Source organism: Trichococcus sp. K1Tr (genome assembly GCF_028309625.1).
GTDB lineage: Bacteria > Bacillota > Bacilli > Lactobacillales > Aerococcaceae > Trichococcus.
The window spans coordinates 457,539-483,318 of sequence record NZ_JAQMHR010000001.1 but is presented as its reverse complement, the minus strand read 5'-3'; the positions used below and the strand labels follow the sequence as shown (position 1 = coordinate 483,318).

At 48.8% G+C, this 25,780-nt stretch carries 22 protein-coding genes; 21 read left to right on the top strand and 1 reads right to left on the bottom strand.

Annotation, left to right across the window (positions count from 1 at the left end; all coding sequences use genetic code 11):
* The first annotated feature begins 12 nt into the window (after positions 1–12).
* The 5 genes from PH235_RS02215 to PH235_RS02195 all read left to right on the top strand — a co-directional run bounded on the left by PH235_RS02215 (position 13) and on the right by PH235_RS02195 (position 5,134).
* Positions 13–780, top strand: coding sequence for a Stp1/IreP family PP2C-type Ser/Thr phosphatase (locus PH235_RS02215; RefSeq protein ID WP_272160827.1), 768 nt, complete (start codon positions 13–15; stop codon positions 778–780).
* A complete protein-coding gene (gene pknB, locus PH235_RS02210; RefSeq protein ID WP_272160826.1) occupies positions 759–2,801 on the top strand; it encodes a Stk1 family PASTA domain-containing Ser/Thr kinase in 2,043 nt (680 codons plus the stop codon). Before PH235_RS02215 ends, pknB begins: the two co-directional genes overlap by 22 nt.
* A gap of 105 nt (positions 2,802–2,906) precedes the next feature.
* Positions 2,907–3,809: a ribosome small subunit-dependent GTPase A gene (rsgA, locus tag PH235_RS02205; RefSeq protein WP_272160825.1), complete on the top strand. Its 903-nt coding sequence runs from the start codon at positions 2,907–2,909 to the stop codon at positions 3,807–3,809.
* Positions 3,810–3,822: 13 nt separating this feature from the next.
* The gene (gene rpe / locus PH235_RS02200) at positions 3,823–4,482 is read left to right on the top strand and encodes a ribulose-phosphate 3-epimerase (RefSeq protein ID WP_272160824.1); all 660 of its coding nucleotides are present in this window, start codon (positions 3,823–3,825) and stop codon (positions 4,480–4,482) included.
* The gene (locus PH235_RS02195) at positions 4,472–5,134 is read left to right on the top strand and encodes a thiamine diphosphokinase (RefSeq protein ID WP_272160823.1); all 663 of its coding nucleotides are present in this window, start codon (positions 4,472–4,474) and stop codon (positions 5,132–5,134) included. The genes rpe and PH235_RS02195 overlap by 11 nt, the downstream gene beginning before the upstream one ends.
* 106 nt (positions 5,135–5,240) lie before the next feature.
* Here the strand turns inward: PH235_RS02195 and rpmB are convergent, their stop codons facing one another.
* A complete protein-coding gene (rpmB, locus tag PH235_RS02190; RefSeq protein WP_068562155.1) occupies positions 5,241–5,429 on the bottom strand; it encodes a 50S ribosomal protein L28 in 189 nt (62 codons plus the stop codon).
* A 342-nt stretch (positions 5,430–5,771) separates the two neighbouring features.
* On the opposite strand from rpmB, the gene PH235_RS02185 reads away from it, so the two are divergent.
* The 16 genes from PH235_RS02185 to ffh all read left to right on the top strand — a co-directional run bounded on the left by PH235_RS02185 (position 5,772) and on the right by ffh (position 25,696).
* Positions 5,772–6,134 carry an Asp23/Gls24 family envelope stress response protein gene (locus tag PH235_RS02185; RefSeq protein WP_086941655.1) on the top strand — a complete coding sequence of 121 codons (363 nt, stop codon included), beginning with the start codon at positions 5,772–5,774 and terminating at the stop codon, positions 6,132–6,134.
* 45 nt (positions 6,135–6,179) lie between these two features.
* A complete protein-coding gene (locus PH235_RS02180; RefSeq protein WP_272160822.1) occupies positions 6,180–7,850 on the top strand; it encodes a DAK2 domain-containing protein in 1,671 nt (556 codons plus the stop codon).
* Between the two features lie 97 nt (positions 7,851–7,947).
* On the top strand, positions 7,948–10,008 hold the full coding sequence (recG, locus tag PH235_RS02175) for an ATP-dependent DNA helicase RecG (protein ID WP_272160821.1): 2,061 nt from the start codon (positions 7,948–7,950) through the stop codon (positions 10,006–10,008).
* A 27-nt stretch (positions 10,009–10,035) separates the two neighbouring features.
* Complete coding sequence (gene plsX, locus PH235_RS02170) at positions 10,036–11,076, top strand: phosphate acyltransferase PlsX (RefSeq protein WP_272160820.1); 1,041 nt, start codon at positions 10,036–10,038, stop codon at positions 11,074–11,076.
* Between the two features lie 111 nt (positions 11,077–11,187).
* Positions 11,188–11,439 carry an acyl carrier protein gene (acpP, locus tag PH235_RS02165; protein ID WP_272160819.1) on the top strand — a complete coding sequence of 84 codons (252 nt, stop codon included), beginning with the start codon at positions 11,188–11,190 and terminating at the stop codon, positions 11,437–11,439.
* A 197-nt stretch (positions 11,440–11,636) separates the two neighbouring features.
* Positions 11,637–12,650: an ABC transporter ATP-binding protein gene (locus tag PH235_RS02160; protein ID WP_272160818.1), complete on the top strand. Its 1,014-nt coding sequence runs from the start codon at positions 11,637–11,639 to the stop codon at positions 12,648–12,650.
* A gap of 1 nt (position 12,651) precedes the next feature.
* Positions 12,652–13,593, top strand: a complete 942-nt coding sequence (locus tag PH235_RS02155; RefSeq protein ID WP_272160817.1) for an ATP-binding cassette domain-containing protein — start codon at positions 12,652–12,654, stop codon at positions 13,591–13,593.
* A gap of 2 nt (positions 13,594–13,595) precedes the next feature.
* Positions 13,596–14,558, top strand: coding sequence for an ABC transporter permease (locus PH235_RS02150; protein WP_272160816.1), 963 nt, complete (start codon positions 13,596–13,598; stop codon positions 14,556–14,558).
* A gap of 156 nt (positions 14,559–14,714) precedes the next feature.
* Positions 14,715–15,551 (top strand): ABC transporter permease, encoded by an 837-nt coding sequence (locus tag PH235_RS02145; protein ID WP_443080832.1) that lies wholly within the window; start codon positions 14,715–14,717, stop codon positions 15,549–15,551.
* A 15-nt stretch (positions 15,552–15,566) separates the two neighbouring features.
* Complete coding sequence (locus tag PH235_RS02140) at positions 15,567–17,339, top strand: oligopeptide ABC transporter substrate-binding protein (protein ID WP_272160814.1); 1,773 nt, start codon at positions 15,567–15,569, stop codon at positions 17,337–17,339.
* Positions 17,340–17,537: 198 nt separating this feature from the next.
* A complete protein-coding gene (gene rnc, locus PH235_RS02135) occupies positions 17,538–18,227 on the top strand; it encodes a ribonuclease III (RefSeq protein ID WP_272160813.1) in 690 nt (229 codons plus the stop codon).
* A 31-nt stretch (positions 18,228–18,258) separates the two neighbouring features.
* Entirely contained in the window at positions 18,259–21,819 is a 3,561-nt protein-coding gene (smc, locus tag PH235_RS02130; RefSeq protein ID WP_443080825.1) for a chromosome segregation protein SMC, read from the top strand.
* 14 nt (positions 21,820–21,833) lie between these two features.
* Entirely contained in the window at positions 21,834–22,646 is an 813-nt protein-coding gene (gene yidA / locus PH235_RS02125) for a sugar-phosphatase (protein WP_272160811.1), read from the top strand.
* Positions 22,647–22,678: 32 nt separating this feature from the next.
* Complete coding sequence (gene ftsY, locus PH235_RS02120) at positions 22,679–23,692, top strand: signal recognition particle-docking protein FtsY (protein ID WP_108033715.1); 1,014 nt, start codon at positions 22,679–22,681, stop codon at positions 23,690–23,692.
* A gap of 223 nt (positions 23,693–23,915) precedes the next feature.
* Positions 23,916–24,263 carry a putative DNA-binding protein gene (locus PH235_RS02115; RefSeq protein WP_272160810.1) on the top strand — a complete coding sequence of 116 codons (348 nt, stop codon included), beginning with the start codon at positions 23,916–23,918 and terminating at the stop codon, positions 24,261–24,263.
* Positions 24,264–24,283: 20 nt separating this feature from the next.
* Positions 24,284–25,696 (top strand): signal recognition particle protein, encoded by a 1,413-nt coding sequence (ffh, locus tag PH235_RS02110; protein ID WP_106448699.1) that lies wholly within the window; start codon positions 24,284–24,286, stop codon positions 25,694–25,696.
* Positions 25,697–25,780 lie beyond the last annotated feature (84 nt).

The following is a 25,780-nucleotide window of genomic DNA, read 5'->3' as shown; positions in this document are numbered from 1 at the left end:
TGAGGGGAAAGAATGCAAATAGCCTTCAAGAGTGATAGAGGCAAAAATAGAGCAATCAATCAAGATTATGTGGGTTATTTCGTGAATGAAGCCCAGCAGCCGCTCATGATCGTATGCGATGGCATGGGTGGCCATAAGGCTGGCGACGTCGCCAGCGAAATGGGGGTATCCCATCTGGGTGCAGCCTGGAAAGGATCCCGTTTCACGAACAGCGAAGAATTGTCTAGTTGGCTGATCGCCAACATCCAGCGCGTCAATGATCTGGTTTTTCAAAAATCGTTGGATTACAGCGACCTGGATGGAATGGGTACGACTTTGGTGGCGGCGGCCGTCGTGGGCAAGGAAATCATTATTGCCAATATCGGCGACAGTCGGGCTTATGTCTACAGAAATTATAAACTCCGTCAAATAACGGAAGACCATTCCTTGGTGAATGAATTCATTAAATCAGGGGAAATAACCCCTGAAGAAGCCCAGCATCATCCAAGAAAGAACATTTTGACGCGCTCCTTGGGCGTTTCCCGGAAACTGGATATCGATATCATGGCCATGCCGCTTGTGCAGGGGGATCTGTTGTTGCTTTGCTCCGATGGGTTGACCAACATGATGGATGATGAAGAGATCGCCCAAGTTCTGAAGGATTGGCTTCCTCTTGGAGAAAAAGTCCTTTCCTTGGTCGATAAAGCGAATGAGGCTGGCGGCCTGGACAACATCACAGCCCTTTTGGCTGATTTTACGGATAGAGAGGGGGAACCGCAGTGGAGGCAGGAAAGAAATTAGGCGGCCGCTATAAAATCGTCCGGCATATCGGAAGCGGCGGGATGGCGAACGTTTACCTGGGCCATGATCTGATTCTGGATCGCCCGGTCGCCATCAAAGTATTGCGCTTTGACTTCCGCAACAACAAGGACGCCCTGCGCCGTTTCCAACGTGAAGCCCTCTCAGCCACGCAATTGATCCATCCCAACATCGTAGGTGTATATGATGTGGATGAAGAAGATGAATTGCAATACATCGTGATGGAATTCATCGATGGCACGGATCTGAAAAAATACATCGACATTCAAGGCAGGGTTTCGCCGGAGAAGTCGATCCATATCATGCACCAAGTTTTGTCGGCTGTGGCATTGGCCCACAAAAACCGGATCATCCATAGGGACATCAAGCCACAAAATATTCTGATCGATAATCAGGATCGCATCAAAATTACCGATTTCGGCATTGCGGTTGCGCTGTCGGAAACATCGATCACCCAGACGAATACGCTGTTGGGCTCCGTTCATTACTTGTCTCCGGAGCAAGCAAGAGGCAGTATGGCCACTTCAAAATCAGACATCTACGCTTTAGGGATTGTCCTTTATGAATTGCTCAGCGGGAAGGTTCCTTTCGATGGGGAGTCGGCTGTCAGCGTCGCCCTGAAGCATTTTCAGGAACCGATGCCTTTCATCCGGGAAAGCCATCCGGAGATTCCTCAAAGTTTGGAAAATGTCATTCTGAAGGCCACGGCGAAAGAACCGCTGGACCGTTACGCTACCTGTGAAGAAATGATGGCGGATCTCGATACTTGCCTGAATGAGGAACGCTTGCACGAAGCACCGTTTATGCCGGTATCGCTGTTGCAGGAAACCAAAGTACTCACCCCCCTATCCGCTGAAGTAGTGGCGAATGCGGACAGCGGGAACACGATCGTTTCGCCGCCCCCGGGCGTGAAAGCTGAACCGATCCACGAATACGAGTCAGGGCGAGAGGTAGCTGGAGGCAAGAAAAAACGAAAGAACTGGACATTCGTTCTCTTCGGCGTGTTGCTTTTGGGTCTGATCACCAGCGTTTTCCTCTTCTTTTACAATAACCAGGAAGCAGATGCGCTGACTGTTCCGGATGTGTCCAATATGGATCAATCCAGCGCACGCCTCGCATTGGAAGACGCAGGATTGGTTTTGGGGGATATAACGGAAGAATACAGCGATGAAGTCGAAGAAGATGCTGTCATTGAAACGTCACCAAAAATCGGTGCAGCTGTTGAAGCCGGTGCTGAAATCGACCTGGTCATCAGTCTGGGCGAGGAATTGTTCACGCTTCTCGACTATGAAGACCAAGAATATGAAAGTGTTCTGGAAGACTTGCGTAAAGAAGGCTTTACGATCGAAAGGACACACGAATTCAGCAGCGAGGTCGCTGCAGGCAATATCATCAGCCAAAGCTTAGAGCCTGGCGCGGAAGTGAGACCAAGCGAAACTACGCTGTCGTTTCTGGTGAGCGACGGAAATGAATCCTATACGATGCGCGATCTATCGGGATATACGCGGAAAAGCGTCGAGGATTATGCAGGGCAATACGGGCTCGCATTGACGGTCACTGAAGCTTATTCAGATACGATTGCAGCAGGTCTGGTCGTAAGCCAAAGTCTGGCAGGCGGATCCGCTTTTGTATCCGGTGATGCCTTGAGTGTGGTGATTTCGATAGGTCCTGAAGAGCCGCAGGTTGTTTCATTCAGCCGCACCATTACGATTCCTTATCTCGCAGCAGCCGTGTCGGAACCCGCTTCTGAGAGCAGCAACAGTCAAGGCAGTGAAAACGCGGCCAGCAATGCGGCCAGCAGCAGTTCTTCCGATGAGCCGAACCATATCGTCATCTACATAGAGGACGAAGATCATGCCCTCAGTGACGTATTCCGTGAGTTCGATATAGCGGCGGATGAGGTCGTGACGTTGAATTTCCGTATTCTGGAAGGCAGTTCCGCTTCCTACCGGATCGAAAGGGATGGCGAAGTCATCAACGAAGCTTCTGAACTAACACAATAGAAACAAATAGGCTACAAAAAATGACAAACATCAAAATGGTTTGTCATTTTTTTGTAGAACAGTGTAGAATAGAGAGAAAGAACTAAACTAGGAGGCGTTGTCGATTTGCAAAAAGGACAAGTCAGGAAAGCAATAAGCGGATTTTATTATGTGTATGTGGATGGTCAAACGTATCAGACGAGAGGGAGAGGGAACTTCCGCGTGAAAAACATGGCTCCGCTTATTGGGGATTTTGTCGATTTCGAAAGTGACAACTTAACGGAGGGCGTTCTGCTGGACATCTACCCAAGGAAAAATGAATTGATTCGCCCGACTGTGGCAAATGTCGATTTTGGCGTCATTGTGATGTCGGCGATCGAACCCGATTTTTCTTCCTATCTGGTGGATCGTTTCCTGGTTTATCTGGAAGCAAACAACATCAGTCCCATCATCTACGTTACGAAAATTGATCTGTTGGATGAAAAAGCTAAGACGGACATGCTTCAGTACAAAACCTATTATGAATCGATCGGATACAAAATGATCTTATCGGATTATCCTGAAGGAGCCTCGTCTTTGGAGGAGCTGGTCAGGACCATGGGCAAAGGGATGGCGGTGTTTATGGGCCAATCCGGCGCCGGGAAATCCACTTTGTTGAATCAACTGATGCCTGAATTGGATTTGCTGACAGGTGAAATCTCGACCGCTTTGGGCAGGGGCCGCCATACGACGCGGCATGTCGAGTTGCATCCTGTTGGGGAGGCTCTGATTGCCGATACCCCTGGTTTCAGTACAATCGACTTGATCGACATTGAAGCGGTCGATCTGCCTTCCTTTTTCCCGGACTTTGAAGCGCTGCACGATCAATGCCGATTCGGCGGCTGCATGCACATCAACGAGCCGAATTGCCGGGTGAAAGAGGCCGTTGCCTCCGGAGAGGTTGCCCCATACAGATATGAACACTATCTGCAGTTCCATGAGGAAATCGTCGGCCGCAAACCGATGTACACAAAAAAAAATAAGAGATAAGGTGCGTGTGAAAATGAAAATTGCTCCATCCATATTAAGTGCTGATTTCGCGAATTTAGAGCGGGACGTCAAGTTGGTTGAACAAGCTGGTGCCGATTATATCCACATCGACGCCATGGACGGCCAATTTGTTGCCAATTTGACTTTGGGCCCAAATGTTGTCCAGGCAATCAGGCCGCACACAAAATTGCCGTTGGATTGCCATTTGATGGTGAACACACCTGAAAATTTGATCCCGGCTTTCGCCAGGGCCGGCGCGGATATCATCACGATTCACGCGGAAGCTACTGCCCACATCCATGGCGCGATCCAGATGATCAAAAATGAAAATATTTCAGCCGGCGTCGTCATCAATCCGGGCACAAGCGTAGACGTCATAAAACCTGTATTGGGCGATGTCGATATGGTGCTCGTCATGACCGTCAACCCGGGCTTTGGGGGCCAAGGCTTCATCGAAAGCACTTTGGACAAAATCCAAGAGCTGGCTACCTTGCGCGAAAAGCATGGCTATCATTACGAAATCGAAGTCGATGGCGGCATTACCCATGAGACGATCGTCAAGTGCATTCAGGCAGGTGCGGATGTATTCGTAGCCGGTTCCTACATTTATGACGATGAAAATCCAGCAGCGGCCATCAGCCGATTGAAGGACGCTTGCCATAATGCGGTCTGAGAAAGTGGTGATTGTGGTCGGCGGCGACCAGACGGATGTCGCCGCCTTGATCCACCGTTTTTCGGAAAGTCATCGGTTGATCGGTGCGGACCGCGGAGCGTTGACGCTTGCCGGGCTGCTCACTGATTTCGATGCGGCCATCGGCGATTTTGATTCCGTCACCCCGCATGAACTGGAAGAAATCAAAAAGAAAAGCCGCGTCTGCCGCATCCTGCCTGCGCAAAAAGATGAAACGGATACCGAGGCGGCCATTGCCTATGCGATCGGAACGTTCAATCCGGAAGAAATCATTCTTCTGGGTGCCTTCGGAGGGCGTTTGGACCATCTGATGAGCAATCTGTGGTTGGCGTTCCATCCGGTCGTGAAAGGCATGGCAGGCAGAATCAGCCTAATGGATCGGCATAATACCTTGCGGTTTTATATGCCCGGCAGTTATATGCTGGAAAAAGAAACGGATAAAAAATATTTGTCGTTCATCGGCATGACCCCCATCAAGAAATTGACCCTGACGGGAGTTGTCTATCCTTTGAACGGAAAAGATTACGATTACCCGATAGCTTTGGTCAGCAATGAGTTTGAAGAGGCCGTGATGCATTTTTCTTTTGAATCCGGTGTTCTGGCCGTCATCCAAAGTGCTGACAAACCCAAATAAGGAAAGAGGCCGCGGCCTCTTTCCTTTACTTTGGACATAATAGATTTTCTGAATAAAAAAAAGATGAGCTGGAATCATGGCATGGTCCCTGGGCTCATCTATATTTTTATACTCTTTCAACTTTACCAGATTTCAAAGCTCGAGCTGAAACCCATACTTTTTTAGGTTTTCCATCGACTAAGATACGAACTTTTTGTAAGTTTGGCTTGAAAGTACGTTTTGTGTAGTTCATAGCGTGGGAACGGTTATTACCTGAACGGCTTTTACGTCCTGTTACGAAACATTCTTTTGACATTTTCTTTCCTCCTTTGCTGTTACAGAAGCAAAGCTTCTTTCCAATTCATACACTTGATTAATTTATCATAATTCAAAAGTGAATGCAACTGTTTTAAAGGAAAAATACTTGACAGCTGTTTTTTTTATCCCGTCCTCATCAAATAGCCGCATTTGGCCATCCTAAAAAAGGGAGGAAGGGGAGATGAGAAAACGCTGAAAATATTTCGGAAAAAAGTCAGAATTGCCGTAAATCGATCGGAAATGAGAAATTTAATCGCAAAAAGTTATTTCTTTTGTATAAAATATGCTATCATAATTTGTAATTAACGATTGTGTGCATACATTAAGGAGGCTATTATAAATGGCAGTTAAAATCCAAACACAATATGGGATGGTTGACTTATCGAACGACGTGATCGCTACGGTAGTGGGCGGCGCCGCAACGGATAATTATGGAGTTGTCGGCATGGCCAGCAAAAATCAAATCAGAGATAATATCAGTGAAATATTGAAAAAAGAGAACTATTCACGCGGTGCCGTGATTCGCCAAGAAGAAAATGGAGTAGCTGTTGATGTTTATATCATTGTACTCTACGGAACAAAAATTTCTGAAATTTGCCGGAATGTTCAAACACAAGTCAAATATAATCTTGAAATGATGTTGGGCTTTTCCGCAAATACAGTGAATGTGTTCGTCCAAGGCGTAAGAGTATTAAAGGACTAAAGATTACAGATCACCATGTTTTATATGGTGAAGGAGGACTATAAGGTGAAGAAAACTCAACTAACAGCGGAAGACTTTAAGGCGATGGTCGCAATCGGCGCCGAACGTCTTAGTGAGAATGCAGAATATGTGAATTCTTTGAACGTGTTCCCCGTTCCGGATGGAGACACGGGCACAAACATGAATTTATCATTCACATCCGGAGCTGAACGCGTCAGGCTGTCGAATGCTACAAAAATAGATCAATTAGGATCGGACTTGGCTAAAGGCTTATTGATGGGGGCCAGAGGAAACTCAGGCGTCATTTTATCCCAGCTGTTCCGTGGCTTTTCGAAGGCGATTGAAGGAAAAACAACCTTGAATACTGCTGATTTTGCTGAAGCTTTTTCCCACGGCGTCGAGACAGCCTATAAAGCGGTCATGAAACCTGTGGAAGGCACCATTTTGACGGTTGCGCGCGAATCCGCCAAAGCCGGTGTGAAAAAAGCCGAACATACGGATGACATCATCGAATTGATGGGAACAGTCCTTAAAGTCGCGCAGATCGCATTGGATAAGACACCGGATCTGTTGCCGGTATTGAAAGAGGTCGGCGTCGTCGACAGCGGCGGACAAGGCCTTGTATACATTTATGAAGGGTTCATGGAATCCTTGACCGGCGAAAAAGTGCCTTCCGCCGAAAAGGTCATCATACAAGCGGATGTGACCGAAATCGCTCACCAGGAAAATTATCATAACGTTTCGCACTCCATTGCGACAGAAGATATTGAATTCGGTTATTGTACAGAAATCATGGTCAAATTAGGCGAAGGCGAAACCGTGACGGACACCTTTGACTATGATACATTCCGTAATCATCTGAACGAAATCGGGGATTCCCTATTAGTCGTCGCGGATGATGAAATCGTGAAGGTCCATGTGCATACCGAATATCCTGGGGAAGTCATGAACTACGGCCAAAAATTCGGTTCACTGATGAAAATAAAAGTGGACAATATGCGCATGCAGCATGATGCAGTCCTGGAAAAAGCCGATGCGCCTTCCAAAAAACTTGAAAAAGTTCCTTACGGTGTGATAGCTGTTGCTGCCGGCAAAGGTGTGCATGCCCTGTTCAAGAGCATGGGCGTCTCCACAATCATCAATGGCGGACAAACGATGAATCCAAGCACGGAAGACATCCTTAAGGCGATCGAAAGCACAAACGCCGAAAAAACAATCATTTTGCCGAACAACAAAAATATTTTCATGGCTGCAGATCAGGCTGCCGAGGTTTCTGATGCGGATGTGGTTGTAGTGGCTTCGAAGACGATCTCGCAAGGTCTGACAGCTATGCTTGCCTTCAATGAATCAGTGGACTTGGAAACCAATAAAGCCAACATGACTGCCGAACTGGAGAATGTTGTCAGCGGACAGATCACGAGTGCCGTTCGCGACACAGTCATAGACGGATTGGCCATCACCAAGGACGACTTCATGGGAATCGTCGACGGGAAAATCCTGACGGCCGACAAGGACAGAAAAGCCGCAACGATAGAAACCCTGAAAAAAATGATCACGGATGACAGCGAAATCGTCACCATCATCTTCGGGGAAGACAGCGATGAGAACGAAAGCAAAGAGATTGCAGCGGTCATCGAAGCGGAATATGACTTTTTGGAAGTGGAAGTGCAAGAAGGAAATCAACCGGTATACAGTTATCTTCTTTCTGTAGAATAATCTGAAAAAGCTGAACGAGTTTCTCTGTTCAGCTTTTCTTTTTCAAAAACGGTTGGTCAAAAAACTGTCCTGCTCCCGGAAGAAAGGAGGCGAACGGATGGAAGCGGAAGACAACAAGCAATTGGATATTTATGATCCAGTCGGGGAGTTGCCCCATGTAGGACCGAAAAGGGTTGAGGCGCTGCATTCGTTGGGCATCGATACGATCTATGATCTGATCACACATTTTCCTTTCCGTTATGAGGACATAAAAGTCAAAACATTGGACGAAATCGAGGATTCGGACAAAGTGACGCTGAAAGGACAAGTCGTGACGGCTCCGGTCGTCCATCATTACGGTTTTAAAAAAAGCAGGTTATCATTCAAATTAGCCATCGAAGATGCCATCATCTCGGTAACATTCTTCAATCAGCCTTACCTGAAACAAAAAATCATGCTTGAGGATGAGGTTGCGATCTTCGGTAAATGGGAACGCGCACGCCAAAGTTTGGCTGGGATGAAGATCCTCGGGAGTTCGAACGGCCAGGATGATTATGCCGCCATTTATCACGTCAACAAGACGATCAAGCAGCAGACCATCCTGAATCTGATCAAACAGGCGATTGAACTTTATTCCCCGGTCATTCCCGAGATACTTCCGCAACATTTGCTGCAGACGTATCATCTGATGAGCCATAGGGAAGCCATTCGGGCGATGCACTTTCCCAAAAATGATGAAGAATCAGAGCAAGCGAGACGGCAAATCATCTATCAGGAGTTTTTCCTTTATCAGGTGCGCCTGCAAATGCTGCAGCTGAGCCGCAAAACGAATAACCGAGGCATTCCGATCCTTTATGATGTGGACAAGCTGAAGGGATTCATAGCGACTTTGCCGTTTGAACTTACGGATGGGCAAAAGAAGGTCGTCAACGAAATATGCCGGGATTTGCGCAAAGCTTATGAAATGAACCGTCTGTTGCAAGGGGACGTCGGAAGCGGCAAAACGATCGTAGCGGTGATCGCCCTGATGGCTACCGTCCTGGGCGGGTACCAAGGGGCTTTCATGGTTCCCACTGAGATTTTGGCAGAACAGCACTATCGCACCTTGCAGAGCCTGTTCGAATATACCGATGTCTCCGTCGCCCTGCTTACCGGCAGCACGAAGGCAAAGGACCGAAAAGAATTGTTGAACCGGCTTGCAGTAGGGGACTTGCATATCCTCATCGGGACGCACGCACTGATCCAAGAAGATGTCGTTTTTTCCGACCTGGGCCTGGTCATCACCGATGAGCAGCACCGCTTCGGTGTCCAACAAAGGCATAAGCTGAACGAAAAGGGGAACAACCCGAATGTATTGTACATGACTGCCACGCCGATCCCGAGGACGTTGGCGATAACCACGATGGGCGAAATGGATGTTTCGGTGCTTGACCAGATGCCTGACGGCAGAAAACCGATCAAAACGATTTGGAACAAATCGGACAAGATCGAAAATGTACTTGAGTTCATCCGGAAACAGATGGATAATGGACAACAGGCGTACATCATCACGCCTCTGATCGAGAAATCCGAGTCGCTGGATGTCAAGAATGCGGAAGATGTGCATCAAGCCGTGACGGCCTATTACAAAGGGGAATACCAAATCGGTCTGTTGCACGGCCGTCTCAAGTCCGAAGAAAAGGATCAGATTATGCGCCGTTTCCAAAACAACGAGCTGCAGGTCCTTGTATCGACGACAGTCATCGAGGTCGGCCTGAACGTGCCGAATGCAACAGTGATGGTCATCCAAGATGCCGACCGATTCGGATTATCCCAGCTCCACCAGTTGCGCGGTCGAGTGGGCCGGGGAGACAAAGAATCCTATTGTGTGCTGGTTGCCGATCCAAAAACCGATAACGGCAAGGAACGCATGCGAATCATGGTGGAGTCGACTGACGGTTTCTACCTGAGCCAACGGGATTTGGAACTGCGCGGACCGGGTGATCTTTTCGGAAACAAACAATCAGGCTTGCCCGATTTCAAATCCGGAGATATCGTGCGGGATGCCGTCATCCTGGATATTGCGCACAATGACGCTATCCAAATCACACGCGAACAAGACTTTGAAAGCAACCCAGCCTACGAAAGTTTGCGGGAAGCAGTCGAACGCGAAAAAGAGAAGTTAAAGAGATTACAGTGAAACTAACAAAAGTGAGGTATACAATCTATGAAAATCGCTGTCGATGCGATGGGCGGGGATTTTGCGCCCCAAGCAATAGTAGAGGGCATTTTAATGGCTGCCAAAGAATTTAATGATCTAGAGTTTTTGCTTTTTGGTGACGAAGCCAAAATACGCAAGGCTTTAGGGGATCAATTTGCCGAAGATGGGAAAATCACAATCGTGCATACGACCGAAAAAATCGAGAGCGACGACGAACCCGTCAAAGCAATCCGCAGAAAAAAACAAGCTTCAATGGTGCTTGCTGCTCAAGCAGTCAAGAACAAAGAAGCCGACGCTTTATTCTCGGCAGGGAATACCGGTGCGCTTTTGGCAGCCGGATTATTGATCATCGGCCGGATCAAAGGGATCGACAGACCCGGTTTGATGCCGATTCTGCCGGTCATCGGCAAAGAGAATGGACAGTTCCTGTTGATGGATGCAGGCGCAAATGCCGACTGCAAACCGGAAAACATCTACCAGTTCGGCCTTTTGGGGTCGTATTACGCCAAGTTTGTGCAAGGCATCGAAAACCCAAGGATCGCTTTGTTGAACAATGGTTCCGAAGCAACGAAGGGCAGCGAACTGTCCAAAAAAGCCTATGTGTTGTTGGAAGAGGACCCCGAACTCAATTTCACAGGCAATATTGAAGCGCGGGAAATTTTGCTCGGCGATGCGGATGTCGTCGTTACGGATGGCTTCACCGGGAATGCTGTCCTGAAGACGATGGAAGGAACGGCAATGTCCTTGCTGAAGTTGATCAAAACCCAATTGCTTTCAGGCGGTCTGAAGACAAAAATCGGCGGAATGCTGATCAAGGATTCCTTTTCGGAAATCAAAGATACGATGGATTATTCGAAGCATGGGGGTGCCGTGCTGTTCGGATTGCGGGCGCCGGTCGTCAAGACGCATGGATCTGCGGATAAAGTCGCTGTCTACCACACAGTGAAGCAAATCCGTAAAATCATCAGTTCCCACGTCATCGATGATGTCGTGAAGCACTTTGATGAAATGAATGCCCAGCCCGTAAGCAAAACTGAGCAGGAATAAAAAAATATAGACAAAAGATTAGCGTATGGGTAAAATAGATGTGAGCCTTTACAAAATATTTTCAATAAATGTGATGTAATTGGTTATGGAACGATAATGGAGGTGTAACGCTTGGCAGATACAACTACTTTTGAGCGAGTAGCCAAGATGGTTATTGAACGATTCGGTGTCGATGAAGCAAAGGTTACGAGAGAGTTGACTTTCCACAACGATCTTGGAGCGGATTCATTGGATATTGTTGAACTCGTTATGGAACTGGAAGATGTCTTTGCTGTACAGATTTCCGATGAAGATGCTGAGAGGATAATCACAGTAGGAGATGCGGTCGACTACATCGATTCTCAAAAAAAAGGATCGCAATAATTTAACGACAGAAGCAACGTTGACGGTTTTCAAATGCCAATGTTGCTTTTTTTTCAGGCCAAGAGGGCTGATTATGGCAAAAATATGAAATGCATTAAAAGTGAATGAAATAGCGGTTGTTTTTGCATGTGCTTAACCGTATAATGTTAGGAGATATTTCATCAAGTTTGTTATATAAGCATGAGAGGAGGCGCACGATGGGACTTGGAAGACCTTTGCTGGAGATAAACGCATTGCACACCGCATTCCGGATGCAGGATAACTATTACGATGCAGTCGACGATGTTTCCTTCAGTCTGGAAAAAAGTGAAATTTTGGCGATTGTCGGAGAGTCAGGCTGCGGGAAAAGTACCCTCGCAACAACGATCGTCGGACTCCATAATAAGGCGAACACGCGGATTTCGGGAGAGATCATCTATCAGAACCTGAATCTCATCGATTTGAATGAGACGCTCTATAACCGCATAAGAGGAAACGATATCGGGATGGTTTTTCAAGATCCCCTTTCGGCCCTCAATCCTTTGATGACGGTGAGTGAACAGATAGAAGAAGTGCTGCTTTATCATACCAGGATGACAAAAGAGGAACGTGCGCTGCGTGTGGGCGAATTGTTGGTTCAAGTTAAGCTGGAGGATCCGGAAGGGACAGCCGTGCGCTACCCGCATGAGCTGTCCGGGGAAGCGCGTCAGCGGGTCGGCATTGCCATTGCTGTTGCCTGCAATCCGCCGATCATCATCGCGGATGAACCGACGACCTCTTTGGATGTCACTGTTCAAGCTCAAATGTTGGATCTGTTGAGCGAAGTGAGGGACGACACGGGTGCCGGAATCATCCTGATCACCCATGATTTGGGTGTCGTAGCCGAGATTGCGGACAGAGTAGCCGTCATGTACGCGGGCCAGATTGTCGAAACAGCCGGGGTCGTTGAACTGTTCACGGATCCGAAACATCCGTATACCCGTTCTTTGTTGCGTTCGATGCCGCAAGCGAATGGCGCCCTCGGATCGGATTCCGGGGAACTCTATATGATTCAAGGGGATGTCCCTTCCTTGCAGCAGTTACCTAAACAGGGCTGTCGTTTTGCCGGACGGATTCCATGGATCCCGTTTTCCGCACATGAACAATCACCCAAAATGCACGAGATTTCTAAAGGGCATTTTGTCAGGTGCACGTGCCATGAGTCCTTCCGTTTTGAAGGGGAGAGTGAATAAGATGGGGCTTTTGGAAATCAAAGATTTGAAGGTTCACTACCCGCTCAAGAGCGGCTTCTTATCCAGCAAAAAGAGCCTTGCAGCCGTCGACGGCATCAGTCTGTCCTTGGAAGAAGGGAAAAATTACGGTCTGGTGGGCGAATCAGGGTCCGGAAAATCAACTGTCGGAAGAGCGATCGTCGGATTGGAGCGGATCACTGCCGGCCAAATCATTTATGAAGGCACTGACGTAACCGCTGCGATAGGCAAGCGGAAATCAGCCCACAAACGCAATGTCCAGATGATTTTTCAAGATTCGGGTGCGAGTCTGAATCCGAAAAAACAAATTGGACAGATCATTTCCGAACCTTTGCACAATTTTGAGCAGCTTTCCCAGCAGGAAGAAAAAAAACGCGTGCTGGAACTGCTGGAAATGGTCGGTTTACCGGAAGAGTCGCTGCGGAAGTATCCTCACGAATTCACTGGCGGACAAAGGCAACGCATTGCATTGGCACGGGCGGTTGCGCTGCGGCCAAAATTTGTCATAGCTGATGAACCCGTTTCAGTATTGGACCTTTCCGTTCAGGCGCAAGTGCTGAATTACATGAAACGCATCCAAGAACAATACAAACTCAGCTATCTGTTCATTTCCCATGATCTGGGCGTCGTGAAGCAGATGTGCGATGAATTGGCCATCATGTACCGAGGAAGGTTCGTGGAATACGGAGACAGGCAGGACATCTATCTCAACCCGCAGCACATCTACACGAAAAGGCTCCTTTCCGCAATCCCGAACTTGGATCCGGGCAACCGGGAGTTGCACAAGCGTTTGCGGCGGGAAATAGAATCAGAATACAGACAAAGCATGGAGAGTTATCTGGCAAAGGACGATCGCGTTGGGGATTTGATCCCGTTGTCGGAAACGCATCGGATTGCCGGTAAACAATCGAAAGGAGAGCGTTAACGATGTGGAACAGAATTCTGAAACGCTTCTTCTTTATCATTCCGCAACTGTTGGCGTTCAGTCTGTTGGTGTTTGCACTGGCGCAATGGATGCCCGGAGATCCGCTGACTGGGCTGATCATTCCCGGGATGGATCAGAGCAGCATTGACGCGATCCAAGCGGGCGCAGTCCTGGATGGGCCTTGGTACATTCGCTATCTGGAATGGATCGCAAATATGCTCGGAGGGGATTTCGGGCTCAGTTACACTTACCGGATGCCTGTGGGTGTTCTTGTTGGTGCAAGGCTTGGCAACACACTCTGGTTGGCGATGGCCTCGCTCGTGTTGTCGTATCTGATCGCTGTTCCGCTTGGCATTTATGCAGGGCGTTTTAACGGTTCGTTGGGTGATAAAGTCATTCGGTTTTTGAACAGCATCAGTTTTGCCTTACCGATCTTCATTGTTGCCTTGTTGCTGGTTTGGCTTTTTGGATTTCAACTGCAATTGTTTCCGACGCGGGGGATGCCCTTGTTGCCGGAAACGCAGAGTGTATTTGCCTCTCTTTGGAATAGGCTCCACCACTTAGCGTTGCCGGCGCTGGCTTTTGCCCTCTCGGCATCCGCTGGCAACATCCAACGTTTAAGGTCGGGTATCATCGAGGCAAAGCAAGAGGATTATGTACTGACAGCCCGCTCAAAAGGCGTTCCGGAGAGCATGGTGTATCGGAGGCACATCTTCAGGAACGCGAGTATGCCGGTAACTTCTCTGTTGGGCTATGACATAACCGGTTTCATAGGGAGCAGCATTTTTATCGAATATATCTTCTCCTACCCGGGAATCGGCCGATTGTTCATCAGTTCTTTAGAATCACGCGATTTCAGTGTCATCGTTGCCTTGTTGTTGTTTTATGGGCTGGCTGCTTTGATTGGCACATTAGTGTCTGACGTCATTTTGACCATTGTGGATCCGCGCGTCAGGGTGAGATAGCAAGAGGAAAGGGGGGATATGTTGAATACGGAGGAAGAAAAGAAAGCAGGCAGAATGGAAGAGTTGAAAACGGAGCTTGCCTCCGTTGCGGTAGGCGAGAACCGTTTGAGCCACGAAGTGAATGAGGAAACAAAAACGGTTGTCGATTTCCGCGGCATGCTTGGAGAATTCCGAAAAGACAAGTGGGCGGTCGTTGCTTTGGGTACGCTCGTTTTGCTCTTGTTGCTGGTCTTTGTGGGCTCCATTTTTTTTGATGAGAGTCAAGTCATGCAGGTGGATCTGTTGAACAGGTATGCTTCGCCGGGTAAAAACCATCTGTTGGGGACGGATGAAGCGGGACGGGATGTGCTGGGCCAGCTGTTGCTGGGAGCGCGCACCTCGCTGCTGGCCGGGACCGCCGTGACAGTCTTGACCGGATTCATCGGGATCGGTTTGGGTCTGCTGTCCGGCTATTACGGTGGTTTCCTGGATGGCCTGCTTATGCGCTCCATTGAATCCATCATGGTTCTTCCGGCAAGCGTGTTGGTTCTCGTGCTGGTATCCATCGTATCGGAATACAATCTCATTACGTTCATATTGCTGATGAGCGCATTCAGCTGGGCAGGGAAATCAAAGGTTTTTCGTAACCGGACGCGTGCGGAGGCCAAACATGACTATGTGCGGGCATCCAAAACTGCAGGGACAAACGACTTGCTGATCATGTTCCGTGAAATCCTGCCTAATTTAAGTTCACTGATCATCATCAATACGACTATGTCTTTGGCAAGGAATATCGGGATGGAGACAAGCTTGAGTTTTCTGGGCTTAGGCTTGCCGCCCGGCGTGCCGAGTATAGGCAATTTGCTGCGCTATGCCATTTCTCCCGCAGTTTTTGAGAACTATGTATGGGTATGGTTACCAGCAGCCACACTCATCTTTGCAGTGTTGTTGTGCATCATTTATGTCGGACAGGCATTGCGGCGTGCGGCGGATGCTAAACAAATGCAAGCATAATAAGGAGGCTGAGCTATGCTGAATAAAATGATCGTTCCCTTCTTGTTTGCTGCGCTGCTGGCCGGCTGTGGAAACAAGGAGGTTCTATTGGAAACGGACGGGGACTTGCCTGGTTCGTCAGCTGTCATACAGGAATTCGACACTGTCATGAACAGCGATGCCCCCGCCATCGCCGGCGGAGTGTTGAAATATGCTCTAGTCGCCGAATCCTCCTTCCAGGGTGTCTTCAACCCTGTTTTTTCAGAGGATGCTTATGATGAGGAACTCATGGGTTTTTCACATGAATCCATTTTTTCGTATGATGAGGAGTTTCAGCTTACGCAAGATGGCATGGCCACTTTTGTTCTCAATGAAAATTTGAAAACAGTGTCGATCACTATGCGGGATAACCTGAAGTGGTCGGACGGAGCGGCACTTACGGTCGACGATATCCTTTATGCCTATGAGGTGATCGGGCATCCGGACTATGCCGGTTCCCTTTATGGGGAGGCCTTTGCGAATGTCGTGGGCATGACCGAATACCATGAAGGCACAACTGATTCGATTGTCGGTATCGAGGTTTTGGATGATACGCACCTCACCATCGCTTTCGAAGAATTGAATCCGTCCCTTTTGCAAGCGGGAGGAGCCTTATGGAGCCAACCGCTGCCTAGGCACCAACTGGAACGTGTCCCTGTAGCTGAAATGATGAGTTCGTCCCAACTGCGGGAACAACCTGTAGGGACGGGCCCTTTCCGGGTCAAGGCGATCATTCCGGGCGAGTCGGTCCTTTTCGAAGCCAATGAATATTATTGGAAAGGGAAACCGAAGTTGGATAATATCCTTGTTGAAGCAGTCGGTTCGGCAACGATCGTATCCGAAATGGAAGCGGGAAATTACGACGTCGCTGTCATGCCGGCAAGTTCTTACGAAAGATACAAAGATTTCGACAATATAACCTTGCTGGGCAGAGAAGAATTGGCGACAACTTACATCGGGTTCAAACTGGGATCCCAAGACGTTGAATCAGGCGACAACAGCCTTAATCTGAGTTCGAAAATGGCGGATGCGGCATTGCGGCAAGCGATGGCATATGCGCTGGACAACGCATTTGTCGCTGCGGTCCTTTTCGATGGGTTGCGGCAGCCCGCAAACGCTATGGTTCCCCCAGCGTTCGAAGAATTCAGTGATGATGAGGCGGTTGGCTTCAGTTACGATCCTGTGAAGGCCTCAAGTCTGCTGGATGAGGCTGGATATCTGGACAGGGACGGCGACGGTTTTCGGGAAACACCGGACGGAGAGCCGCTCGAAATCAACTTTGCGGCTGTTGCAGGGGGAGACGCAACGGAAACGGTAGTTGCCTACTATATCCAACAATGGGAAGAAATCGGTTTGGATGTCTCGCTCGCCACAGGAAGATTGATTGAATATCAGAAGTTCCATGACATGCTTGCATCCGACAGTCCGGCTATTGATGTCTATCAGGCAACCTGGGGGACAGGCATGGATCCCAATCCGACCGAAATGTTCGGTCGTAGCAGTGCTCTTAACTACACCCGTTGGACCAACGAAAAGAATGATGCTTTGTTGGATCAGATCAACGCTGCGGTTGCCATGGACGAAAATGCGCGGACGGGGATCTATCAAGAATGGCAAGCGTTGCTGTTCGAGGAAGCGCCTGTCATCCCGACTTTCTGGCGTACGCAGATTTTTGCCGTCAATAACCGCGTCAAGAACTTCAATATCCGCTATGGGGCAACCAGAGGATGGGAAACCATCGAACTGACATCAGAAGAACCGGTCCGTTAAGGCGCGTTCCGTTTATTTACCAGAAATGAGGAAGAGGCCCGGACTTTTGTCCAGGCCTCTTTTAGCATGAACAGCGGCAGACTGTTCGAGAACGAAATTTGCGTGCTTATGGCACGCATTTGTCGTATAATGAAAAAGGACTCTATTTTCAAAAGTACCTTGACAGCAAGGAGTCCATTCAAGAAAGGAGGGAACGAATTGGAAAAAATAGTCAAACAAATAGCAACTGATTTCTCGATCGTTTTCAGGAATGAGAAACTTTTGCATGAAGCATTTACCCATTCATCTTATGTGAATGAGCATCGTCATCTGGCATTGCAGGACAATGAGCGATTGGAATTTTTGGGCGACGCGGTTTTGGAAGTCGTCATCTCCGATTATTTGTTTCATACCTATGATACGTGGCATGAAGGCAAAATGACCCGTCTGCGTGCGCAGATCGTCTGCGAACCAAGCCTGTCCGCTTTCGCGAAGGACTGTCATTTCGATTCCTATATCCGTTTGGGTAAAGGGGAAGAGAATATGGGCGGAAGGCAGCGTCCGGCTTTGCTGTGTGATGTATTCGAAGCGTTCATCGGAGCCGTATACCTGGACCAAGGAATCGAAGCCGCCAGAAAATTCATTAACCAAGTCATGATCACGAAGTTAAACGAGGATGCTTTTTCACATGTGATGGATTACAAGACCAGCCTCCAGGAAGAACTGCAAAAGAATGGGGACGTGGATATCCAATATATCCTCCTGAACGAAGACGGTCCTGCGCATGCAAAGCAGTTTGACGTGGAAGTGCGGGCTTTCGGAAAAGTGCTGGGCCAGGGACAAGGACCAAGCAAAAAGGCCGCCGAACAGAAAGCGGCACAGAACGCTCTGGAATCTCTAACAAAATGAAAAGCAAGTTTCACCGGAAAGGATGTTTTCTTTGCATCTTGAAAGAATAGAAATGTCGGGTTTCAAATCATTCGCCGACAAAACCGTAATCGAATTTGATGAAGGTGTGACAGCAGTAGTAGGGCCGAACGGAAGCGGCAAGAGCAACCTTTCGGAAGCTGTCCGCTGGGTATTGGGGGAACAATCCGCAAAAAATCTGCGCGGGAAAAAAATGGACGACATCGTTTTTGCCGGATCGCAGACACGCAAACCTGTCAACATTGCCGAAGTTACCCTCATCCTGAACAACGAGGACGGATTCCTGCCGCTGGAATTCAGCGAAGTGAGCATCACCAGGAGATACAACCGCAATGGCGACAGTGACTGTTTCATCAACAAAAAACCATGCAGATTGAAAGACATAACAGAATTACTGATGGATTCGGGCATCGGAAAAGACTCTTTTTCCATGATTTCGCAAGGGAAAGTGGAACAGATTTTTCAGAATAAACCCGAGGACAGAAGGATCATCCTTGAAGAGGCTGCCGGGGTAGCCAGATACAAAAATCGCAAAACGAGCGCCGAACGGAAGCTTTCCCAAACGGAAGAGCATCTGAACCGGATCGAGGACATCCTGCACGAAATCAACAGCCAACTCGCTCCGCTGGAAATCCAACGGAAAACGGCTTTGGCATACAAGGATAAAAAAGCGTCATTAAGCGAGATCGAAATCGCTTTGACCGCTTCCGAAATTGAGCGGCTGAATGCGCAGTGGCAAATGAGCAAACGCGAGCTGGCCGAGTATGACCGGAAAATCAGCACGGAAGAACGCTCGCTTGCGAACACGCAGGCTGCTTTGCAGGAACTGAAACAAAAGTTGGATGTTTGCGACGAACAGTTGGAAACACTGCAGACCGGTTACGTCACTGTCATCCAGAAATTGGAACAGCTGGAAGGACAAAAGCAGGTTTTCCAGCAACGGGCGATGTACTCTTCAAAGAATCAAGAAGAGCAAGCCCAGATCATCGCTGAAAAAGAGGCGCTGATCAAGACGGAAAAAGCTAATCTGGCGACCTTGCGGGCTGAGCTTGCGGGGAAAGTGGAAGCGAGGAAGGAACTTTCGGAAAAAAGAGCGAGCCTTTCCGAAAAAGAAGCCCAACTGACGCAAAACAAGGCGGAGCTTGTCCAGCAACTCCGGAACGATTACATCAACCGGCTGCAGGAACAATCCAGCAACCGGAACACAACCGTCCATCTGGAAAAAGAAATGACGCTCGCAACCGAACAGGAGCACCGTTTCCTTTCGAAAGGCGACGAACTCAGGAAGAATCTGCGCCAATTGAAGGCGAAACAGCAATCTTTGAATGAGGAATACGTCCGGTTTGTTGAAGAGAATGCCAATCTGGAATCGGAACTGCAGGACTGCAAACAAAATAGCTTCCAGCTCGTCTCCAAACTCCAACAACTGAACGCAGAGCTCGATACCGTAACCCGGAATCTGCAGCAGGCGGAAGCCCGGCGTGAGAGCCAGCAGGAGTTGGACGACAGTTATGCCAGTTATTATCAAGGCGTAAAGGAAATGCTGAGGAGAAGGGAAAGCGTTCCGGGTATCCGCGGACCCGTCGCCGAGTTGATCCAAGTTCCCGAAAAATACACCTTAGCCATCGAGATCGCTCTGGGAGCCACGATGCAACACATCGTGGTGGCAGATGAACGCACGGCATCCCAATGCATCGGCATTCTGAAAGCCCAACACTTGGGACGCGCCACTTTCCTGCCGATGACAGTCATCCAAGGCAAGTCTTTGCCAACGGCTGTGCGGACGACATTGGCGAACAGTCCCGGCTATATCGGCTTCGCGAATGAGCTGATCGGCCATGAGGAAATGTACAATGCGATCGTCAGCAGCTTGTTGGGGACAACGATCGTAGCTTCAAATATCCAGGACGGTTTGCAGATTTCCAAGAAATTGCAGAGCCGTTATCGGATCGTAACCCTTGAAGGGGATGTCATCCATGCTGGCGGCTCGATGACGGGTGGCGCGACAAGGCGTCAACAAGAGGCATCCTTATTGGCCCGCAAAAACAATCTGAACAAGCTGACCGACTATGTGCAACAGTTGTCCGTCCAATACAATCAGCTGAAGCGGGAGCAAGAGAAATGGTCGCTGCAGCAACAAAGCCTGCAGGAGGAACTGGATGATAAGCGCCAAAAAGCGACCATCAAACAGTTCGAACTGCAGCAAAGGGAAACTTCCCTGCAGCAAGTGACAGCTGAAATCGCAACGAAAGAAAAAGAGTCGGCCGCACATGAGTATGAAAAGCGCATGTTCTATGAAGAGAAAGAGGACAGACAAACGCGATTGGCCCAAGCCCAACAAAATTTGCTCGTCCTCAACAGCGAAATCGACCAGCTTCAGAAGGATATAGCGGAATCCAGCCTGGATGAAGAGGAGCGCTTGAAGCTGCTGCAGGACGTCCAGTCAAACCGGCAGCAAGCAGACCAAGAGCTTGCGGTCCTGCAGGAGCAGGAAAAACAATTGCGGCGTGATGTGAAGCTGACGACTGAACGCATCCAAACGGAGCAGGAAGCCATCAGCTCGCTGAAAGGCAAACAAGATCAAGTCGCCAAGCTGGCCGATACGGAGACGCTGACCATCCAAGAAATCACGACGCAGCTGAAGTCCACGACTGCAGAAAAAGCTGGATTCGATGCAGATTTGAGACAGTTGCGGGAGCGGAAAAAGCAAACCGAACAAAATCGTGCCGTTCAGGAAACCGAACAGAACGAAAAAAACAAAAATCTCCAAAAATTATGGAGTGAGCACGCCAAGCTGGAAACGAATGCCGGGCGCTATGAAATCGCCATCGACCATCACCTTGCGCATTTGAGCGAGGAGTACGATCTCAGCTTTGAAGCCGCGAAACAGGACCATCAATTGACCCAGGAGCCCGAAGAGGCAGCCCGCCAAGTGAAACAGCTGAAAAAGGACATCGAAGAGCTGGGTCCGATCAATATGGGTGCGATCGAGGAATATGACCGCATTTCCGAAAGGTTCACTTTCCTTTCGGAACAGCAGACGGACTTGCTGTCCGCCCGAGGGAACCTTCTGAACACGATGAACGAAATGGATGATGAAGTCCGCTTGCGTTTCAAGGAGACTTTCATCCAGATCAAAAAGCAATTCGAAAAAACCTTCCCGAAATTATTCGGCGGCGGCAAAGCGACGCTGGAGCTGACGGATCCGAATGACCTGCTGGAAACTGGCATTGAAATTGTCGCGCAGCCGCCAGGCAAGAAGCTCCAGCAGCTCAGCCTGCTCTCCGGAGGGGAAAAAGCCTTCACGGCGATTGCGCTCCTGTTCGCCATCATCGAGGTCAAACCGGTGCCGTTCTGCATTTTGGATGAAGTGGAGGCTGCCTTGGATGAAGCGAATGTATCCCGTTTCGGGAAATATCTGGCAGCATCAACCGAATTGACCCAGTTCATCGTGATCACCCATCGCAAAGGCACGATGGAAGAAGCGGATGCATTGTACGGTGTGACCATGCAGGATTCCGGCGTATCCCGCCTGGCATCAGTCAAATTTGAAGATTACGAAGACATAGGTTAAGGGGATGAAGATAAATGATTAAATTGATAGCACTCGACTTGGATGGCACGTTGCTGAATCCTGACAAAAAAATCAGCGATGCGAATAAACAGGCGATCCACCGCGCCCGGGAAGCCGGCGTGAAGATTGTCCTTTGTACGGGACGCCCGCTTATGGGCATCAAGGCTTATGTGGATGAACTGGACCTGCTTCAAGCAGAAGATTACTCGATCACCTATAACGGCGGCTTGGTGCAAAAGAACAAAACATCGGAAATCATTTCCCAAAAAGTGCTGAACTACGGACAGATTGTGGAACTCTATGAGCTGAGCAAAGAACTGAACATCCCGATGAACATGCTGGATCTGGAGTCAGTATACGAACCGGAATATCCGCAAGGCCGGGAGTCCTTGTACAAGAGCCTGCAGAGCTCGAGCTTGCCATTCGTTGAAAAAAAGATCGAAGACTTTCAAGCGCAGCATGCGTTCAATAAAGTTGTTTTTTGTATCGCACCTGCTGTTTTGGATGAAGCAATCGCCAAAATACCGGCGGACTTCTACAGCAAATATTCGATGATGAAATCACGTCCGCTTCTTTTTGAAGTCATGCATCCCGAAGTCGACAAAGGCAACGGCATCGCGGCTTTATGCGATCATTTGGGCATCACTGCCGATGAGGTCATGGCTTGCGGAGATGAAGAGAACGATTTGGCGATGCTGGATTTTGCGGGCGTAAGCGTCGCGATGGGCAACGCTCCCGATAAAATCAAGGAACGGGCGAGCTTCGTCACGAAGACTAACGGGGAAGATGGCGTCGCACACGCAATCGAAACGTTCGTCTTGGCATAAAAACAGGCTGCCACAAGAGAGGAAGTGTTCAGATGGGATTATTTGATCGAATAAAACGCGCATTTACAGGTGAAGATGTCGTTCAGACACCGGTAACCGAAGAAAATAAGATCGTCATCGACAAATTCGACAAAGGCATGGAGAAGACGCGCAAAAGCTTTTCGGATAAGATGAATGAACTGTTCGCCGGCTTCAGAGAGGTGGATGAAGATTTTTTTGACGACTTGGAGGAAACGCTGATATCCGCAGACGTCGGGTTTGATATGACGCTGGCACTTTCGGATGTGCTGCGTGATGAAGTCAAGATGAAGAACGTGCGCACCGGAGAACAAGTGAAGAATGTCATCATCGAAAAAATGGTCGAAATCTATGAAAAAGGCCAGACGGAATTGCCTACCATCAAAATAAATGAAGATGGGCCGACCGTCATCCTGTTTGTGGGCGTAAACGGCGTGGGGAAAACGACGACCATCGGCAAGTACGCTTATCAGTTGAAGAACCAAGGCAACAGCGTCCTGTTGGCGGCCGGGGATACTTTCCGAGCCGGCGCTATCGAACAGCTGGAGGTTTGGGGGCAACGTGTCGGTGTGCCGGTCGTGACAAGCGATGCAAAAAGCGATCCCGCTTCCGTCGTTTACGATGCGTTGAAGCAAGCCAAAGAAGAGAACTACGATTATTTGCTGATCGATACAGCAGGGCGACTGCAGAACAAAGTGAACCTGATGAAGGAATTGGAGAAGATCAATCGGATCATCGCCAGGGAAATCCCCGGCGGCGCAACCGAAACGTTGTTGGTGCTTGATGCCACGACGGGCCAGAACGCTTTGATACAGGCCAAGCAATTCAAGGAGACGACGGATGTCACCGGCTTGATCCTGACGAAGTTGGATGGCACGGCGAAAGGCGGCGTCATCCTCGCGATCCGCCAGGAAATGGACATACCCGTCAAATTCGTCGGTCTGGGTGAAGGCTTGGATGATCTGCAGGTGTTCGATCCGGAACAGTACATCTACGGACTGGTAAAAGACCTGCTTGAGAAAAAATAACGAAGCGGTTTGTCCATACCGATGAGGCGCGCTTCATAAGCAAAAGGCGACAGCAGCATGGTCAGGCCGGCAATCCCGATGCGATTGCCGGCCTGACCTTACTTTTTGTTGAGGCAACACCGCTTCAGTGCAATTTATGGTTGACTAAGCTCAGCAAAATCGGTAATCTAGTGAAGTGTAAAGTTTTTTTCTTGACAATCCGTACGAGAAGGAAGGTATTCTGATGGAGCTGGAAAAAACCAATAATATGAATACTCTTTATGAATTCTATAATGTCCTGTTGACGAACAAACAGAAAGGCTATCTTTCTTTGTATTATGGCGATGACTATTCGTTGGGCGAGATCGCTGAAGAATTCGCGATCAGCCGGCAGGCAGTATACGATAATATCAAGCGCACCGAAAAAATTCTGATGGATTATGAACAGAAATTGAAATTGGCGCAAAACTATAGCCTCCGAAACAAAAAATTGGACGAATTGGCGAACTACGCCGAAGAAACCTATCCCGCAGACAGAACTTTACAGAGCTTGATCAACAATCTGGAAGAACTGGATGACAAAGACGAATAAACAGTAAGGAAGTGGCAAATATGGCATTTGAAGGGTTATCCGAGCGTCTCCAAGGCGCGATGACCAAAATCGGCAAAAAAGGTAAAATTACGGAAGCCGATCTGAAGGAAATGATGCGTGAAGTACGTCTGGCTTTGCTGGAAGCTGACGTGAATTTTAAAGTCGTGAAAGAATTCGTCAAAAAAGTGAATGAACGAGCGTTAGGTTCGGATGTACTCGAGTCGCTTTCACCGACACAGCAAGTCATCAAAATCGTCAACGAAGAACTGACGGAATTGATGGGCGGGCAGCAGGAGCCATTCCAATTCTCTGCCAAGCCACCGACTGTCGTAATGCTGGTCGGTCTGCAGGGTGCCGGTAAGACCACCACTGCCGGGAAACTGGCCAATTACATGAAGAAAAAAGAAAACAAACGCCCGATGCTGGTCGCAGCCGACGTCTATCGTCCAGCAGCGATCAATCAGTTGCAGACCTTGGGCAAACAATTGGATTTCCCGGTGTACGCATTGGGTACCGAAGCCAATCCGGTCGATATAGCGAAGCAGGCCGTTGAACAAGCCAAACTCGATGGACGCGATCTGGTCATCATCGATACGGCGGGACGACTGCATGTGGATGAAGTGTTGATGACAGAGTTGAAAAACATCAAAGCTGCCGTCAATCCTACCGAAATCCTGTTTACGGTGGATGCCATGACCGGTCAGGACGCTGTCAACGTAGCGCAATCCTTCAATGAACAGCTCGGCATAACCGGTGTCATCCTTACCAAATTGGACGGGGACACACGCGGCGGGGCAGCGCTATCCATCCGTTCCGTAACCGGAAAGCCTATCAAATTTACGGGCCAAGGCGAAAAACTGGAAGACTTTGAACCATTCTACCCTGAACGCATGGCTTCCCGAATCCTGGGCATGGGCGATCTGATGACGTTGATCGAACGCGCGCAACAAGATTTTGATGAGACAAAAGCGGCAGAAATGGCCGAAAAAATCCGCGAGAACACCTTCAACTTCAATGATTTCATCGAGCAGATGGATCAAGTCACCAACATGGGGCCGCTTGAAGACCTCCTGAAGATGATCCCGGGCATGAGCAACGTTCCGGGACTGGACAAAATGAAGATCGATCCCAAAGATGTGGCCCACATGAAGGCAATCGTGCTTTCGATGACGCCCGCTGAACGCGAAAACCCTGAGCTGCTGTCGCAGAGCAGACGCAGACGGATCTCGAAAGGTTCCGCAAGATCGTTGGCGGAAGTCAACCGTCTGATCAAGCAGTTCAACGAATCCAGGGAAATGATGAACAAGATGTCCAAAGGCAATTTTGCAGGGATGGAAGGCCTCCTTGGACAAGGCCCGAAAGGCAAAATGGGCAAGATGGCCATGCAGCAAATGGCCAGACGGATGAACAAAAAGAAGAAAAAGAAAAAATAATTTCAAGTGTAAAGAGAAAACACTTTACAAGCAAATGGAAAACTGGTAATATATAAAAATGTGAGATATAGATATATGGAGGTG

Coding starts and splice junctions, on each gene's coding strand:
- PH235_RS02215 (WP_272160827.1), top strand. CDS start 13: ATGCAAATAGCCTTCAAGAGTGATAGAGGCAAAAATAGAGCAATCAAT.
- rpe (WP_272160824.1), top strand. CDS start 3,823: ATGAAAATTGCTCCATCCATATTAAGTGCTGATTTCGCGAATTTAGAG.
- PH235_RS02195 (WP_272160823.1), top strand. CDS start 4,472: ATGCGGTCTGAGAAAGTGGTGATTGTGGTCGGCGGCGACCAGACGGAT.
- rpmB (WP_068562155.1), bottom strand. CDS start 5,429: ATGTCAAAAGAATGTTTCGTAACAGGACGTAAAAGCCGTTCAGGTAAT.
- PH235_RS02185 (WP_086941655.1), top strand. CDS start 5,772: ATGGCAGTTAAAATCCAAACACAATATGGGATGGTTGACTTATCGAAC.
- recG (WP_272160821.1), top strand. CDS start 7,948: ATGGAAGCGGAAGACAACAAGCAATTGGATATTTATGATCCAGTCGGG.
- plsX (WP_272160820.1), top strand. CDS start 10,036: ATGAAAATCGCTGTCGATGCGATGGGCGGGGATTTTGCGCCCCAAGCA.
- PH235_RS02160 (WP_272160818.1), top strand. CDS start 11,637: ATGGGACTTGGAAGACCTTTGCTGGAGATAAACGCATTGCACACCGCA.
- PH235_RS02155 (WP_272160817.1), top strand. CDS start 12,652: ATGGGGCTTTTGGAAATCAAAGATTTGAAGGTTCACTACCCGCTCAAG.
- PH235_RS02150 (WP_272160816.1), top strand. CDS start 13,596: ATGTGGAACAGAATTCTGAAACGCTTCTTCTTTATCATTCCGCAACTG.
- PH235_RS02145 (WP_443080832.1), top strand. CDS start 14,715: ATGCTTGGAGAATTCCGAAAAGACAAGTGGGCGGTCGTTGCTTTGGGT.
- PH235_RS02140 (WP_272160814.1), top strand. CDS start 15,567: ATGCTGAATAAAATGATCGTTCCCTTCTTGTTTGCTGCGCTGCTGGCC.
- yidA (WP_272160811.1), top strand. CDS start 21,834: ATGATTAAATTGATAGCACTCGACTTGGATGGCACGTTGCTGAATCCT.
- ftsY (WP_108033715.1), top strand. CDS start 22,679: ATGGGATTATTTGATCGAATAAAACGCGCATTTACAGGTGAAGATGTC.
- PH235_RS02115 (WP_272160810.1), top strand. CDS start 23,916: ATGGAGCTGGAAAAAACCAATAATATGAATACTCTTTATGAATTCTAT.
- ffh (WP_106448699.1), top strand. CDS start 24,284: ATGGCATTTGAAGGGTTATCCGAGCGTCTCCAAGGCGCGATGACCAAA.